Below are 17,740 nucleotides of genomic sequence, written 5' to 3' on the forward strand. Positions count from 1 at the left end.
TCTCCTGCGAAAAGGTCCCGTACCAGCCTCCCGGCCGGTACGGGACCTTTCGTAATTCAGCCCAGCGTCGCTATCCACTCCGAGATCGCCTGCGCCGTGGTGTCGGCGTGCTCCACCATCATCGAGAAGTGGGTGCCCGGCACCTCCACCAGCGTGTGCGGCAGTTCCCAGTCACACCGCCAGTCCTCCTCGAGATCCCACGGGCCGAGCGGCTCCGTGGCGCGCAGGAACAGCGTCGGTGTGCGGATCTCCCGGGGGGCGAACGCGACCACCACCTTGCCGTACGCGGCCTGCGCCGTGAGGCGGATGTCGTCCATCGGGACGTACTGCTCCTTGCGTACCAGCGCGCCCATGGACAGCTCGTTCTTCCACACGTCGTAGATGGGCCGGTACATCGGATAGACGTCGATGAGCACCAGCCCCGCGGGCTCGATGCCCCGCTCCTCCAGGTGGCTGACGAGCGCGTGGGCGACCAGGCCGCCGCCGGAGTGCGCGACGATCACGAACGGCTCGCCCGCGGCCGTCTCCAGCAGCTCCTCGGCCAGGAAGTCGAACGCCACTCCCATGTCGGCCGGCAGCAGCTCGCCCCGGCCGAAGCCGGGCAGGGGCAGCACCGATACCGACCGCTCACCGCGGAAGCTGCCCGCCAGCCTGGCGAACTCGTGCGGGCCGCCCGCCGCCGTGGTGCCGGCCTGGCAGATCAGCTGGGGCTGCCGTTTCCCCCGCGCCAGGTACACCGAGCGCGGCGGGTCGCTCATCTCGGAACGGCTGTGGAACACCGGCCGGAACGCGGCGGCGTCGACGACCATCCGCAGGAACTCCTGGACCTGGTCGGTGCGGATCGCCTCGAGGAACAGCGAGTTGAACACGCCGACCGGGTTCACGTCGTCCGGGGAGATTCCCAGCACCGGCGCCACGGCCCGCACCGTACCCGCGAGCTGCTGGTCCAGGTGCCCGGCCAGCAACTCGACCGACGGGTGGTCGAACATGACCGTGCTCTCCAGCGTGAACCCGCCGGCGGTCTCCAGCCGGTTGCGCAGCTCCACCGCCATCATCGAGTCGAAGCCGAGCTCCAGGAAGACGTCGGCGGGGGCGATCGACGCGCTCGACGCGATCCCCAGCACGGCCGCGGCGTTGTCCCGGACCAGGTCCAGCACGGCGGCCGACCGCTCCGGGCCGGTCAGCGCGAGCAGCGTCCCGCTGATGTCCACGACCTCGGGCACCTCCGGCAGCGCGGCGTCACCCTGGTCCGGCACGACCCGCTCGACGCTTGCGGCAACCGCAGCGGCGGCCCCATTGACCGCGGCTCCGGTGACTGCGGCCTGGGTGAGCCAGTACCACTCCTGCTGGAACGCGTACGTAGGCACGGCTGCCCGGCGGGCGCCCCACGGCGCGAGCACGGCAGCCCAGTCGACGGCGGCCCCGTCCTCGTGCAGCCGGGCCACCGCGTCGAGCACCACGCGGACCGGGTCGCCGCCGTCGTCCGTGATCGCGACCCTCAGCAGGGTGTCGCTCGCCGCCGCGGCGGTGGCGGGGCCGCCGAGTGCCAGGATCCGGGTGACGCCGTCCTCGGCGAGCCGGTGCAGGGCCGTCCCGGTGAGGTCGCCGGGCGAGGACAACGGCGCCGTGTCCAGGGGCGCACCGGTCACCGCCGATACCAGGGTGACGGTCGGCTTGTCCGGGGTCACCGCGGTGCGGGAACCGGCGACCAGTGCGCACGCGTCGTCCAGCGACAGAGCGCCGGACAGGTGCACGGCGGCGATCGTCCCGGCCTCCTCCCCCACGATCACGTCGGGGTGCAGGCCCCAGGACCCGAGCAGCCGGTAGAGCGCGACCTGGGTCGCGAACCAGGCCGCGGCCTCGTGGAGCGGCTCGCCGGGGCCCGTGTCCTCCCGCAGCACCATGGCCCGCAGCGAGGAGTCGAGCAGGTTGTCGAAGCGGGCACAGACCGCGTCGAAAGCCTCGGCGTAGGCCGGGAACGCGTCGAGCAGGGCCCGGGCGGTCCGGGCGGGTCCGGCCACGCCCTGTGCGGCGCAGACGAACGCGAGCCGGCCGGCCCGGATCCGCTGCGCGGGGACGCTGCCGGACGCCAGCGCGGACAGTCCGGCGATCATCGCGGGGCGATCGGCGGCACCGACCACCGCCCGGTACTCCAGTGCGGCGCGCCCGGTCGCCAGTGACCAGCCGATGTCGGCCGGACCGGCGTCGGAGCCCGTCGCGTACCCGGACAGCCGCGCGGCCTGGGCGCGCAGTCCCTCGGCGCTCTTCGCGGAGATCAGCCACGGCACCGGGTGGGTGACGCCGGACCCGGGCCGGGTCGCCGGGACGGCCGGCGCCTCCTCGATGATCGCGTGCACGTTGGTGCCGCTCATGCCGAACGCGGACACCCCGGCCCGGCGCGGCCGGGCTCCGCGGGGCCACGCGACCTGCTCGGTCAGCAGCGCGACCGCCCCCGACGACCAGTCCACGTGCGGAGTGGGCTTGTCGACGTGCAGCGTGCGGGGCAGCTGGCCGTGACCGAGCGCGAGCACCGTCTTGATCACGGCCGCGATACCGGCGGCGGCCTGCGGGTGGCCGATGTTCGACTTCACCGAGCCGAGCCACAGGGGCCGGTCCGCCGGGCGGTCCGCTCCGTACGTGGCCAGCAGCGCCTGCGCCTCGATCGGGTCGCCGAGCGTGGTGCCTGTGCCGTGCGCCTCGACGACGTCCACCTCGGACGGGCCGATACCGGCGTTGAGCAGTGCCCGCCGGATCACCCGCTGCTGCGAGGGACCGTTCGGCGCGGTGAGCCCGTTGCTGGCGCCGTCCTGGTTGACGGCGGAGCCCCGGATCACCGCGAGCACCTCGTGGCCGAGCCGCTGGGCGTCGGAGAGCCGCTCCAGCAGCACCCAGCCGGCCCCCTCGGCCCAGCTCGTGCCGTCGGCCGCGGCGGCGAACGGCTTGCACCGGCCGTCGCCCGCGAGCGCGCCCTGACGGCCGAACTCGGCGAACACCCCGGGCGTCGACATCACGGCGACGCCGCCGGCCAGTGCCATGCCGCACTCGTCCTGGCGCAGCGACTGCATGGCCAGGTGGACGGCGACCAGGGACGACGAGCAGGCCGTGTCGACCGTGACGGCGGGCCCTTCCAGACCGTACGTGTACGCGATCCGCCCCGACATCACACTGGTCGCGTTGCCGGTCATCAGGTATCCCTCGGTACCGGCCGGAAGTTCAGCGCCGGCGCCGTACCCCATCGTGCTGCCGCCGACGAACACGCCGGTGGCGGTGCCCCGCAGCGAGCGCGGATCGATGCCGGCCCGCTCGAAAGCCTCCCAGGACGTCTCCAGCAGCAGCCGGTGCTGCGGGTCCATGGCCAGCGCCTCGCGCGGCGAGATCCCGAACAGCGCCGCGTCGAACATCCCCGCGCCGTCCAGGAATCCGCCGAACGGCGCGAAGCCGTTCAGCGCCACCTCCGGCCAGCCCCGGTCCGGCGGGAACGCCGTGACGCCGTCGGCGCCGTCCACGAGCATCCGCCAGAGCCCCTCGGGCGAGTCGACGCCGCCGGGGAACCGGCAGCTCATCGACACGATGGCGATGGGCTCGCCGGTGTCACCGGCGACCGGCGCGGCCGGGCCGGTGGTGGTGCCGGCGCCCAGCCCCATCTCCACCAGCAGGTGCTCGACCAGCTGGGCCGGGGTCGGATAGTCGAAGACGAGGGTGGCCTGCAACGACACCCCGAGGATGGTGGACAGGCGGTTACGGAGCTCCAGTGCGGTCAGCGAGTCGAAGCCGAGGTCACGGAAGGGGCGCAGCCCGTCCACGGCGTCGGCGGTGTCGTACCCGAGGACCAGGCCGGCCTCCGTGCGGATCACCTCCAGCAGCATCGCGGGGCGGTCGCCGGCGGGCCGCGCGGCCAGCCGGTCCCGCACCTCGGCGCCCGCGTCGGTGCCCGCCTCGGCCGGCCCGGCGGCGGTCAGCGCCTGCCGCACCTCGCTCAGGTCACCGAGCAGCGGGCTGGTCCGGGCCACCGCGAACACCGCGATGAACCGGGCCCAGTCGATCGACGCGACGGTCAGGTCCTCGGTGCCGCCGTCGACGGCCGAGGCGAACGCCGTCATCGCGAGTTCCGGGTCCATCGGGGACATGCCGCGACGGGTCAGGTATTCCTCGCCGCCCTCGGCGTCGACCATCCCGCCGCCGCCCCACGGGCCCCAGGCGATCGCGGTGGCCGGCTTCCCCTGGCCCCGGCGGAACTCGGCGAGGGCGTCCAGGTACGCGTTGCCGGCGCCGTACGCGCTCTGCCCGCCCGCGCCCCACACACCGGCGCCGGAGGAGAACAGCACGAACCGCTCCAGCGGCAGGTCCCCGGTCAGCTCGTGGAGATGGGCGGCGCCGGCGACCTTGCCGGCGACGGTCGCGGTGAACGATGCGGGATCCGTGTCGGCCAGGGCGGCGATGGTCTCCACCCCGGCCGCGTGCACCACGCCGCACAGCGGCAGGTCCGCGGGGATCGCGGCGAGCACCCCGGCCAGCGCGGCCCGGTCGCCGACGTCGCAGGCCGCCACGGTGACCCGTGATCCGGCCGCGGTCAGCTCGACGGCCAGCTCGGCGGCGCCGGGTGCGGCGTCACCACGCCGGCTGACGAGCACGATGTGCGGGGTGCCCCGGGCGGCGAGCAAGCGGGCGGACCGGGCACCGAGCGCACCCGTGCCACCGGTGATCAGCACCGTCCCGGCCGGGCGCCAGGGCTCGGCCGGCTCCGGCACCGCGGCGCGCTGCAACCGGCGGCCGAAGACCCCGGACGGGCGGACAGCGACCTGGTCCTCGGCCCCGTTGAGCACGGCTGCCAGGCGGGCACCGGACCGCTCGTCCAGCTCCTCCGGCAGGTCGATCAGGCCGCCCCAGCGGTGCGGCGCCTCCAGGGCGGCGACCCGGCCCAGGCCCCAGACCTGGGCGAGGGCGGGGTCACGCAGTCGCTCGGACCGGCCGACGGAGATCGCTCCGCTGGTCAGGCACCACAGCGGCGCGGCGAACTCGACGTCGCCGAGCGCCTGCAGCAGCGTCAGGGTGGCCGTCGGGGCGTCGCCGGCGGCGGACGCCGGCAGGGCGAGCAGGGACAGCACCCCGGCGTACGACGGCTCCGGGCCTGCCATGGTGAGCAGGTCCTCGGCGAGTGTCCAGCGGTCGGGTACGCCCGTGACGACCAGCTCGGCCACCTCCGCACCGGCCTCGCGGACCGCGCCGGAGACGGCGCCGGCGTCGTACCCGGTGGGGACGACGAGCAGCCAGGTGCCGGTCAACCGGCTGTCCGCCAGGTCCGTCAGCGGCTTCCAGCGCACGCGGTAGCGCCACGAGTCGACCGTCCACTCGGCGCGGCGTTGCCTGCGCCACCGGGACAGCGCGGGCAGGACGTCGGGCAGTCCCTCGCCGGCCGGCAGGCCCAGCGTCGCGGCGACCCGGTCGGTGTCGTCACGCTCGACGGCATCCCAGAACAGGGCCTCGACCGGATCGGCGACCGCGGCCACGGGGGCCGGCTCGGGAAGGAGCGGGGCGTCGGGCCAGTACCGCTGCCGCTGGAACGCCGTGGTGGGCAGTTCGACGGGTGCGGCGCCGTACCCGGAGAGGGTCGCGGGCCAGTCCACCTCGGCGCCGTCGACCGACAGCTCGGCGAGCGCGCGCAGGGCGGCCTCGGGCTCAGGACGGCCGGCACGGACCGCGGCGGCCAGCACGGGCGGGCGGCTACCGGTCCGGGTGTCGAGTGTGGAGCGCGCCATCCCGGTCAGTACCCCGTCCGGCCCCAGCTCCAGGAAGCGGGTCACGCCCTCGCGGTGGAGCCGGTCGATGGCGTCGGCGTAGCGGACGGTGGCCCTGGTGTGCCGGACCCAGTGGTCGCCGTCGAGCTGACCGTCGGTGATCGGCGCGCCGGTCACCGTGGAGATCAGCGGGATGACGGGCTTGCCGTGCGGCAGCTGCCGGGCGATCGACCCGAACTCCGCCAGGATCGGGTCCATCAGCGGTGAGTGGAACGCGTGCGACACGTTCAACCGGGACGTACGGCGGCCCTCGGCACGCCAGCGCCGCTCCAGGTCGGCGACCGCGGTCGCGTGCCCGGAGACCACCACCGCCGCCGGGCCGTTGACGGCGGCCACGTCGACGAGTGCCTCGCGGCCGGCCAGTGCCGCGCGTACCTCGGCCTCGTCGGCCTGGACGGCCAGCATCAGCCCGTCGGCGGGCAGCTCGTCCATCAGCCGGCCGCGCGCGGCGACCAGCGCGCAGGCGTCCTCCAGGGAGAGCACGCCGGCGACGTACGCCGCGGTGATCTCACCGACCGAGTGCCCGACCAGGAAGTCCGGCGTGACGCCCCACGAGGCGAACAGGCGGGACAGCGCCACGCCGATCGCGAACGTGGCCGGCTGGGTGTAGAGCGTACGGTTGAGCAGCTTCGCCTCGCCCGAGCCGGGAGCGGCGAAGACCAGGTCGCGCAGCGGGCGTTCGAGCGTCGGGGTGAAGCCGCCGCAGACCATGTCGAACGCCTCCGCGTACACGCTGAAGGCGGCGTGCAGCCCGAGGCCCATGCCGGCGCGCTGGGCGCCCTGGCCCGGGAACAGGAAGGCGGTCCGGCCGGCGGCGGCGACCCCGGTCAGCACGGACGGGGCGGCGGTGCCGCCGGCGACCGCGGCGAGGCCACCGTTCAGGCCGTCGCGGTCGGAGGCGACGATCACCGCCCGGTGCTCGTGCCGGCTGCGCGTGGTCACCAGGGACAGGCCGATGTCGGCCGGGTGCGTCTCGGCCCCGTCGAGGTGCCGCCGCAGCGCCTCGGCCTGGGCGCGCAGCCCGGCCTCGGAGCGCCCGGAGAGCACCCACGGCACCGCCGCGGGCGGCCGGGCGGGCTCACCGACGGGCGTACGCGCGACCGGCGGCGCCTCCTCGATCAGCGTGTGCACGTTCGTACCGCTGATCCCGAACGCGGACACCCCGGCCCGGCGCGGCTCGCCGGTGACCGGCCAGGGCAGCGCCGAGGTGAGCAGCGAGACGTCGCCCGCCGACCAGTCCACGTGGGAGCTGGGCCGTTCCACGTGCAGCGTCCGGGGCAGCAGGCCGTGCCGGATGGCCAGCACCATCTTGATGACCCCGGCGACGCCGGAGCTCTGCTGGGTGTGGCCGATGTTGGACTTGAGCGCGCCGATGTAGAGCGGCCGGCCGGCGGGACGGGACTGGCCGTACGTGGCGATCAGTGCCTGCGCCTCGATCGGGTCGCCCAGCGCCGTGCCGGTGCCGTGCGCCTCGACCACGTCGATCTGCTCCGGGGAGAGCCGCGCGTCGGCGAGCGCCTGCCGGATGACCCGCTGCTGGGACGGCCCGTTCGGGGCGGTGAGCCCGTTGGAGGCGCCGTCCTGGTTGACCGCCGAGCCGCGGATCACGGCCAGCACCTTGTGGCCGTTGCGCTGGGCGTCGTCGAGGCGTTCGAGCATCACGACGGCGGCGCCCTCGGCCATGCCCATGCCATCGGCGGCCTCGGAGAACGCCTTGCACCGGCCGTCCGAGGCCAGCGCGCGCTGGCGGCTGAACTCGACCAGGCCCGCGGGGTTCGGGATGACCGTGACGCCGCCGGCCAGCGCCATCGTGCACTCCTTCCGGCGCAGCCCCTGCACGGCCAGGTGCAGGGCGACCGACGAGGACGAGCACGCGGTGTCCACGGTGACCGCGGGCCCCTCGGTGCCGAGCGTGTACGCGACCCGCCCGGACACCACCGAGGTGGCACCGCCGGTGACCATGTACCCCTCGGACCCGGCGAACGCGTGCAGCATCCCTGCGCCGTACCCCTGCCCGCTGGCACCCATGTAGACGCCGGTACGGGTGCCACGCAGCGCGTTCGGCGCGATCCCGGCGCGTTCCACCGTCTCCCAGCACACCTCCAGCACCATCCGCTGCTGCGGGTCCATGGCCAGCGCCTCGCGCTGGTTGATGCCGAAGAACGCCGGGTCGAACATGGTCGCGTCGTGCACGAACCCACCCTCGACGGCGTAGGCGGTCCCCGAGTTCGCGGGATCGGCGTCGTAGAAGTCGGCGATGTCGAAACCCCGGTCGGTGGGGATCGGGCCGACCGCGTCACCGCCGTCCACCACGAGACGCCAGAGGTCGTCGGGGTTGTTCACCCCGCCGGGCAGGCGGCAGCCCATCGCGACGATCGCGATCGGCGCCTGGTCACCGGCCTCGGCGCTGCGCAGACGCTGGCGCGTGTCGTGCAGCTCCGCGATCACCCGGGTGAGGTAGTCGCGTAGCTTGTCCTCGTCCGCCATCGAACGTTGATCCCTCCGGAGTTGGTGCCGGACCCGCCGCTCAGCCGAGGCCGAGGTCCTCGTCGACGAACGCGAAGATCTCCTCGTTCGAGGCGGAGCCGAGCTTGGCGAGCAACTTCTGGTCGTCCGTTCCACCCTGGGCAGGCCCGGCGTGCCGGGAGAGCAGGGCCTCGAGCCGCAACATGATGCGCACTCGTTCGATGTCGTCGTCCGCCAGCGCGGACAGGGCCGCGTCCAGCCGGTCGAGCTCCTGCGGTGTCGGCAGCGGGTTGTCCGCCTCCGGCGGCACCAGCTCGGCCGCGATGAACTCCGCCAGCGCCACCGGGGTGGGCCGGTCGAACACCATGGTCGCCGGCAGCGACAGCCCGGTGGCCTCGCCGAGACGGTTCCGCAGCTCCACCGCCATCAGTGAGTCGAAGCCGAGGTCGCGAAACGGCCGGTCGGGTTCGATCGCCTCGCCGCCGGTGTGGCCCAGCACCACCGCGGCGTGCCGGCGGATCAGGTCGAGCACGGCGTGGTCGCGCTCGGCGGCGGGCAGGGCGGTCAGCCGGTCCCGCACCTCGTGCCGGGCACCCGCCGCCCCGTCCGCGCCGTCGGCCGCCGCGCCACGGGCCGCCTCGGTGATCCGGCGCACCTCGGCGAGATCGTCGAGCAGCGGGCTCGGGCGCAGGCTGGTGAACGCGGGCACGAACAGGTCCCAGTCGACCTCGGCGAGCGCGATGAACGTGTCGTCGCGGTCCAGGGCCCGTTCCAGCGCGGCCAGGGCCGTGGCGGGGTCGAGCAGCGGCACGCCCCGGCGGCGCATGACCTCACCCGCGGCCTCCGGCAGCATGCCGCCACCGCCCCAGGGCCCCCACGCGATGGACATCATCGGTACGCCCTCGGCGCGGCGGCGGATCGCCAGCGCGTCCAGGTAGGCGTTCGCGGCGGCGTACCCGCCGTGCATGCCGACACCCCACGTGGCGGCGATCGACGAGAAGTGCACCACCACGTCGAGGCCGGCGGGGTCGAGCAGCTCGTCGAGGTGCCGGGCGCCGGCCATCTTGCCGGTCGCGATGTGCGCCAGCATGTGCACGTCGGTCTCGTCCAGGTCGGCGAGCTGGCCGATGCCGGCGGTGTGGAACACGGAGCGGATCGGCGTACCCGCGTCGGCGAGACCGATGACCAGCGCGGCCACCTGGTCCCGGTCCGACAGGTCACAGGTCGCCGCCTCGGCGGTGGCCCCGGCGGCGCGCAGCTCGTCGAGCAGGGCGGCGACGCCGGGTGCGTCCGGGCCGCTGCGGCTGGCGAGCACCAGGTGCGGGGTACCCCGCCCGGCGAGCCAGCGCGCCACGTGGCCACCGAGCGCACCGGTGCCACCGGTGACGAGCACCGTGCCCTCCGGGCGCCACGTGCGCGGCGCGGGGGTGGCCCCCACGGCGGCGCGGACCAGGCGGCGTACCGAAACCCCGGCGGAGCGGATCGCGAGCTGGTCCTCGCCGCCGGTGACGCTCAGCGCCGCCGCGAGCCGGGACACGGCCCGGGCGTCGACCACCGGCGGCAGGTCCACGAGGCCACCCCAGCGGCCGGGGCGCTCCAGCGCGGCCACCCGCCCGAGGCCCCAGATCGCGGCCTGTTCGGGGTTGCGGACCGTCTCGGTGCCCGCGACGGCGACGGCACCCCGGGTCACGCACCACAGCCGCGCGGTGGTGTCGAGCGCGTTGAGCGTGTGCAGCAGAGCGAGCGTCGCGGTGAGCCCGCAGGTCAGCGCCGGGTAGTCGGGGTGCGGCGTCTCGTCCTCGGCGAGCAGCGACAGGACCCCGGCCGGGGCGCCGGGCGCCTCGATCGCCGCCCGCAGCACGGGTTCGAGCGTGTCGGCGTCCGCGTCGGCGGCGTCGACCCCGACGACGGTCAGCTCGGCGCCGACGCCTGCCAGGCACTTGGTCAGGGTGGTCACGTACTCGTCACCGGCGTGCCGGGCGGGGACGACCACGATCCAGCGCCCGGTCAGCGCAGGGGTGGAGGCCTCGGCCGTGGCCCGCCATTCGATCCGGTAGCGCCACTGGTCGAGCGCCGCGGACTCGGTGGTGCCGCGGTGCCAGCGGGCCAGGGCCGGCAGCAGCGGGGCCACCTCGTCGCCGGGCAGGGCGAGCGTGCCCGCCAGCGCGGTCGCGTCCTGGCGGTGGACGGCGTCCCAGAAACTCTGCTCGAACACCGTGCCGGCGGCTCCGGGCCGGCCGGTGTCCTCGGCCGGGCGCGGGCTGGGCCAGTAACGGCTGTGCTGGAACGCGTACGTGGGCAGGTCAACCCGGCGGGTGCCGCCCAGCACGGCGCTCCACTCGACGGCCGCGCCGTGCACATGGGCCTCGGCGACGCTGGCGAGCATCCGGCCGGGGCCGCCCTCGCCGCGGCGCAGGGTGCCGATCGCGACACCGTCGCCGCCGGTGATGTCGGCGAGCGCCGGGGTGAGCACGGGGTGCGGGCTGATCTCGATGAAGATCCGGCGGCTGCCCGGCACGGACCGTACGGCGTCCTCGAACAGCACGGTCTGGCGCAGGTTGGTGTACCAGTAACCGGCGTCCAGCCCGGTGGTGTCCATCCGGGACCCGGTCACCGAGGAGTAGAACGGCACCCGGGACTCGCCGGCGGTCACCCCGGCGAGCAGCCGGCCGATCCCGTCCCGCAGCGGCTCGACGTGGTGCGAATGAGAGGCGTAGTCCACCGGGATACGGCGGGCCCGGATGTCCTCGGCCTCGCACGCGGCGATCAGCTCGTCGAGCGCGGTCACGTCACCGGAGACGACCACGGCGGACGGTCCGTTGACGGCCGCGACGGAGAGCTGGCCCGGCCAGGACGCGAGGCGTTCCCGGACCGCGTCGACGCCGAGCGCCACCGAGACCATCCCACCTCCTCCTTCGCCGAGTCCGACCAGGGCCTGGCTGCGCAGCGCCACCACCGCGGCGGCGTCGTCCAGGCTGAGTGCGCCCGCGACGCACGCGGCCGAGATCTCCCCCTGACTGTGCCCGATCACGGCGGCGGGGCGTACCCCATAGACCCCCCACAGATCGGCCAGGGAGACCATCACGGCCCACAGCATCGGCTGCACGACGTCGACCCGGTCCAGGCCGGGTGCCCCGGGTACGCCGGTCAGCACCTCGATCGGCGACCAGTCCAGGTGCGGCGCGAGGGCCCGGGCGCAGGCCTCGAAGCGGTCCTGGAAGGCCGGCGCGGTGCGGTAGAGCTCGAGCGCCATGCCCTCCCACTGCGAGCCCTGGCCGGGGAAGACGAACACGATCTCGCTGTCGCCCCGGGCGACGCCGGTGACCACGGCGGCCGACGGTTCCCCGTCCGCGAGCGCGGCGAGACCGGCGAGCGGGCCGTCGCCGAGCACCACGGCGCTGTGCTCGAACCGGGTCCGGCCCAGCGCGAGGGAGGCGGCGATGTCCGCCGCGCCGAGCTCGGGGTGGGCGGTCACGTGCGCGCGCAGCCGCTGGGCCTGGGCCCGCAGCGCCGCGGAGCTGCGGGCGGACAGCAGCCAGGGCGCCTGCTCCGGGACCAGCGGGATGCCGGTGCCCTCCGGTGCGGCCGGCTCCGGCGCGGGCGGGGCCTGCTCGATGATGACGTGGGCGTTCGTGCCGCTGGCGCCGAACGAGGAGACGCCCGCGCGGCGGGGGCGGCCGGTGTCGGGCCACGACCGCGGCTCGGTGATGAGCTCGACCGCGCCGGCGGACCAGTCCACATGGGACGTCGGTGCGTCCACGTGCAGGGTCTGCGGGACGACGCCGTGGCCGATCGCCAGCACCATCTTGATCACCCCGGCCATGCCGGCCGCGGCCTGGGTGTGCCCGATGTTCGACTTGATCGAGCCGAGCCACAGCGGTCGTTCCGCGGGCCGGTCCTGCCCGTACGTCGCGAGCAGCGCCTGCGCCTCGATCGGGTCGCCGAGCGTCGTCGCGGTGCCGTGCGCCTCGACGACGTCCACGTCCGCGCCGTGCAGGCCCGCGTCGGCGAGCGCCCGGCGGATGACCCGCTGCTGGGCGGGGCCGTTCGGGGCGGTCAGGCCGTTGCTGGCCCCGTCGGAGTTGAGGGCGCTGCCGCGCAGCACACCGAGCACGGTGTGTCCCGCGCGGTGGGCGTCGGAGAGCCGCTCGACCAGCAGCACACCGGCGCCCTCACCCCAGCCCGTGCCGTTGGCGGCCTCCGCGAACGGGCGGCAGCGCCCGTCCGGTGCGAGCCCGTCGAGGCTGCTGAACTCGGCGAACGTGAACGGGGTGGACATCACGGTGACGCCGGCGGCCAGCGCGTAGCGGCACTCCCCGCGCCGGAGCGACTGCGCGGCCAGGTGCAGGGCGGTCAGGGAGGAGGAACAGGCGGTGTCGAGCGTCAGCGCCTGACCCTCCAGGCCCAGCGTGTACGCGAGCCGCCCGGACAGCATGCTGGAGTTGACGCCGGTGAGCAGGTGGCCCTCGGTGTTCTCCGCCCCGCCCATCAGCGCGTACGAATAGTCCTGCTCGTTGCCGCCGACGAAGACCCCGGTGTCGGTGCCGCGCAGCGAGCGCGGGTCGACGCCGGCGCGTTCGATGGCCTCCCAGGCCGTCTCCAGCAGCAACCGCTGCTGCGGGTCCATGGTGATCGCCTCGCGCGGGCTGATCCCGAAGAACCCGGCGTCGAAGTCACCGGCGTCGTAGAGGAACCCGCCGGCCCTGGCGTACCCGCTGGAGGTGTCCAGGTCCCAGCCACGGTCGGCGGGGAACTCACCGATCGCGTCGCCGCCGCTCGCGACGAGGTCCCAGAGCTGCTCCGGTGAGCGGACACCGCCCGGGAAGCGGCAGCCGATGCCGACGATCGCGATCGGGTCGTCGTACGCGGTCCCGGCCGGGACGGGAGCCGTGTCGGTGACCGGGCGGGCGGCGTCGTCCACGTCGAGGACGGCGACCAGGTGCCCGGCGAGGACCGCGGGTGTCGGGTAGTCGAACACCAGCGTGGCGGGCAGCAGCAGCCCGCTCGCGGTGCGCAGCAGGTCGCGCAGCTCGACGGCGATGAGCGAGTCGATGCCGAGGTCGCGGAACGGGCGCTGGGCGTCGATGCTCTCGGCGCCGTCGTAGCGCAGCACCTCCGCGACCGCGGCGCGGACCGTGGCCAGGGCGATGCCGGCCCGTTCGGCGGCGGGTGCGGCGGCGAGCGTCGCCCGCAGCGGCGCGTCCTCCGCGGGGGTGTCCTCGACGGACTCCCGCACGGCCTCGGGGAGGTCGCCGAGCAGGGGGCTGGGGCGTACGGCGGTGAACCCGGTGGTGAACCGCGCCCAGTCGACGTCGGCGACGACGAGCCCGCTGTCCCGGGCGTCCACCGCCTCGGCGAACGCGGCCATCGCGAGCGCCGGGTCGAGCGGGCTCATACCGCGGCGGCGCAGGTACTCGTCGCCGCTGCCCCGGGTGGCCATGCCGGCACCGGCCCAGGTGCCCCAGGCGATGGCGGTGGCGTCGAGCCCGCGGGCCCGGCGGTGCTCGGCGAGCGCGTCGAGGTAGGCGTTGCCGGCGGCGTACGCCGCCTGACCGCCGCCGCCCCAGATGCCCGCCGCGGAGGAGAACAGGATGAACCGCTCGACCCCGGGCCCGGCCAGCGCGTCGAGGTTGGCCGCACCGGCGGCCTTGCCCCGGACGACGCCGGCGAACGAGTCGAGCCCGGTGTCGGTGAGGGTCTCGACGGCGTCGAGCCCGGCGGCGTGCACGACGCCGCACAGCGGCCACCGGCCGGGCAGCGCGCCGATCAGCGCGGCGAGCCCGTCGCGGTCGGCGACGTCGCACGCGGCGATCGTGACCTCGGTGCCGAGTGCGGTCAGCTCGTCGCGCAGGGCGGTGGCCTGCGGGGTGTCCGGGCCGCCACGGCTGAGCAGCAGCAGGTGCGGGGCGCCCCGGCCGGCGAGCCAGCGGGCGGTGTGGGCACCGAGCGCGCCCGTGCCGCCGGTGATGAGCACCGTCCCGGTGGGCTGCCACGGCGCGGCGGTGTCCTGGGAGGTGGTGTCGCGGCGCAGGCGGCGGGCGAACGCGCCGGAGTCGCGCAGGGCGATCTGGTCCTCCCCCGCCACGCCGGTCAGGAGTGCGGCGAGCCGCTGTCCGGCCCGGCCGTCGAGGGTGCCGGGCAGGTCGATGAGCCCGCCCCAGGTGCGCGGGTGTTCCAGGGCCGCGACCCGGCCGACGCCCCAGAGCTGGGCCTGGCCGGGGTCACGCACCGGGTCGGCGCGGCCCGTGGAGACGGCGCCGCGGGTCAGGCACCACAGCGGCGCGGTGAGCCCCGCGTCCACCACGGCCTGGATCAGTGTGACGGTGCCGGCGGTCGCGCCGGGCAGGCCGGGGTACGCCTCGCCGGCCGGGTCGAGCGGGGTGGCGTCGACGATGCCGGCGAGGTCCCCGGCCTCCCCCACCGCGACGAGCAGCCGTTCGGCCAGCACGTAGCGGTCCCGGTCGCCGGGCCCGGTCGCCACGGTGACGACGGTGGCCCCGGCCGCGCCGAGCGCGGTGAGCACGTCGTCGCCGCCGGGTCCGGCCGTGACGACCAGCCAGGTCCCGCTCAGCGTCGCCGTGGCGGCGGGCAGCGGCTTCCAGCCGATCCGGTAGCGCCAGGAGCTGATGGCCGTACCGGCCTGCCGGCGGCGGTGCCGGTCGGCGAGCGCGGGCAGCAGCCGGACGAGGGCGTCGTGGTCGGCCTCCGGGTCGAGGCGCAGCGTGGCGGCGAGGCCGTCGGTGTCCCCGGCCTCGACGGCGCCCCAGAACGCGGCGTCGCCTCCGCCCTCGCCGGGTGCGGCGGGGGTGGCGTTGTCCAGCCAGTAGCGGGTGCGCTGGAACGGGTAGGTCGGCAGCTCCGCCCGGGGCCCGGCGCCCAGCAGGCCCGGCCAGTCCATCGCCGCGCCCGCGGCCCACGCCGCGCCCAGGGAGCGCCACACCCGCGCCCGGTCGCCCTCGCCGCGGCGCAGCGTCCCGGTCGCGACGCCGCCGTGATCCTCCACGCCCGCGGTCAGCACCGGGTGCGGGCTGCACTCCACGAACAGGTCGTGCCCCGCCGCGACGAGCTCGCCGACCACCTGGTCGAAGCGGACCGGCTCACGAACGTTGGCGAACCAGTAATCGGCGTCCAGCTCGGCGGTGTCCATCCGGGTGCCGCGCACCGTGGAGTAGAACGGGATCGACCCGGACCGTGGCTGTATCCCGGCCAGTCCCGCGAGGAACTCCGTACGCACATCGTCCACGTGCGCCGAGTGCGACGCGTACTCGATCGGCACGCGCCGGTTCCAGAGGCCCTGCGCCTCGCAGCGCTCGCCCACCGCGGCCAGCCCGGCCTCGTCCCCGGACACCACCGTCATCGACGGGGCGTTGAACGCCGCGACGCCGATCCCGGTGACACCGTCGAGCAGCTCCCCGACCTTGGCCGGGGGCGCCCCGATCAGCAGCATCCCGCCCCTGCCTGCGAGTGACCGCAGCACCCGCGAACGGTGCACCACCATCCGCGCGGCGTCGTCGAGGCTCAGGCCGCCGGCGACGACGGCCGCGGCGATCTCACCCTGCGAGTGACCCACCACACCGTCGATGCGTACGCCCGCAGCCCGCCACACCTCGGCCAGCGCCACCAGCACCGCCCACCACACCGGCTGCAGCACGTCGTCCCGGCCCAGCCACGCGTCGTCGCCGCCGCGCAGCACGTCCGCCACCGACCAGTCCACCAGGCCCGCCAGCGCCGCCTGGCACTCGTCGATCCGGGCGGCGAAGACCGGGTCCTCGTCGAGCAGCCCGGCCGCCATCCCCGCCCACTGGCCGCCCTGGCCCGGGAAGACCAGCACCACGCCCTGGGAGAGCGCGCGCCGTGCCCCGGTCACCGCGGCCAGCCCGTCGCGGAAACCGTCGCCGTCCTGCGCCACGACGACCGCGCGGTGCTCGAACGCCGTCCGCGAACCCGCCAGCGTGCGGGCCACCGCCCACGGCGAGGCGCCGGCGACCGCCGTCAGCCGCTCGGCCTGGGCCCGCAGCGCCGCCGGGGTGCGAGCCGAGAGCAGCCACGGCACCGGGCCGCCGACCGGCTCCCCGGTTGCCGCCGGCTCCTCGACCGGTGGTGCCTCCTCGACGATCACGTGCGCGTTCGTGCCGCTGATCCCGAACGACGAGACCCCGGCCCGGCGGGGCCGCTCGCCCGCCGGCCACGCGCGCGGCCCGGTCAGCAGCTCCACCGCACCGGCCGACCAGTCGACCTCGCGCGACGGCTCACCGACGTGCAGCGTCCGCGGCAGTACGCCGTTCCGCAGCGCCATCACCATCTTGATGACGCCGCCGACGCCCGCGGCGGCCTGGGTGTGGCCGATGTTCGACTTCAGCGAGCCCAGCAGCAGCGGGTCCGTGCGGTCCTGCCCGTACGTCGCCAGCAGTGCCTGCGCCTCGATCGGGTCACCGAGCCGGGTGCCGGTTCCGTGGCCCTCCACCGCGTCCACGTCGGCGGGCTCCAGGCCCGCCGAGGCGAGCGCCTGCCGGATGACCCGCTGCTGCGACGGCCCGTTCGGGGTGGTCAGTCCGCTGGACGCGCCGTCGGAGTTCGCGGCGGTGCCGGTCAGCACGGCCAGCACCGGGTGACCGTTGCGGCGGGCGTCCTGGAGCCGCTCCAGCAGCAGGACACCGGCGCCCTCGCCCCAGCCGGTGCCGTCGGCGTCCGACGAGAACGACTTGCACCGGCCGCTGCTGGACAAGCCGCCCTGGGTGTCGAAGTCGAGGAAGGTGCCGGGGGTGACCATGACGGTGACGCCACCGGCGACCGCCATCGTGCTCTCCCCGGCACGCAGCGACTGGACGGCCAGGTGCATCGCGACGAGCGACGAGGAGCACGCGGTATCGACCGTCACGGCGGGGCCTTCGAGGCCGAGGCTGAACGCGATCCGGCCGGAGGCGACGCTGCCGAGGCTGCCGGTGCCGAGGAACGCCTCGACGCCGGGCGGCACGTCCAGCATCCGGGACGCGTAGTCGTGGTACATCAGGCCGGCGAAGACACCGGTACGGCTGCCACGCAGCGTGGCGGGGTCGATCCCGGCGCGCTCCATCGCCTCCCAGGTGACCTCGAGCATCAGTCGCTGCTGCGGGTCCATCGCCAGCGCCTCGCGCGGCGAGATGCCGAAGAACGCGGGGTCGAAGTCGGCGGCGTCGTGCAGGAAGCCACCGACCGGCGCGATCGACTCCTGCACGGGCCAGCTGTCCCAGCCGCGGTCCGCCGGGAACGGGCTCATCGCGTCGGTGCCGTTCGCGACGAGCTCCCAGAGCCCCTCCGGGGTGTCCACGCCGCCCGGGTAGCGGCAGGCCATGCCGATGACGGCGATCGGCTCCCGCTGCGCCGCCTCGACCGAACGCAGCCGGCCACGGACCTGGTGAAGGTCGGCGGTGACGCGCTTCAGGTAGTCCCGGAGCTTGTCCTCGTTGATGGTCATCGCTGTCCTCCTGGCTGGGTCCGGC

2 protein-coding genes are annotated in these 17,740 nt (G+C 75.3%); both read right to left on the reverse strand.

Annotation, left to right across the window (positions count from 1 at the left end):
- Positions 1 to 56: 56 nt before the first annotated feature.
- Entirely contained in the window at positions 57 to 8,282 is an 8,226-nt protein-coding gene (locus Aco04nite_RS40355; RefSeq protein WP_213002515.1) for a type I polyketide synthase, read from the reverse strand.
- 40 nt (positions 8,283 to 8,322) lie between these two features.
- Positions 8,323 to 17,709, reverse strand: a complete 9,387-nt coding sequence (locus Aco04nite_RS40360) for a type I polyketide synthase (protein ID WP_438874986.1) — start codon at positions 17,707 to 17,709, stop codon at positions 8,323 to 8,325.
- Between the last annotated feature and the right edge of the window lie 31 nt (positions 17,710 to 17,740).

Source organism: Winogradskya consettensis, from assembly GCF_018332715.1.
GTDB lineage: Bacteria > Actinomycetota > Actinomycetes > Mycobacteriales > Micromonosporaceae > Actinoplanes > Actinoplanes consettensis.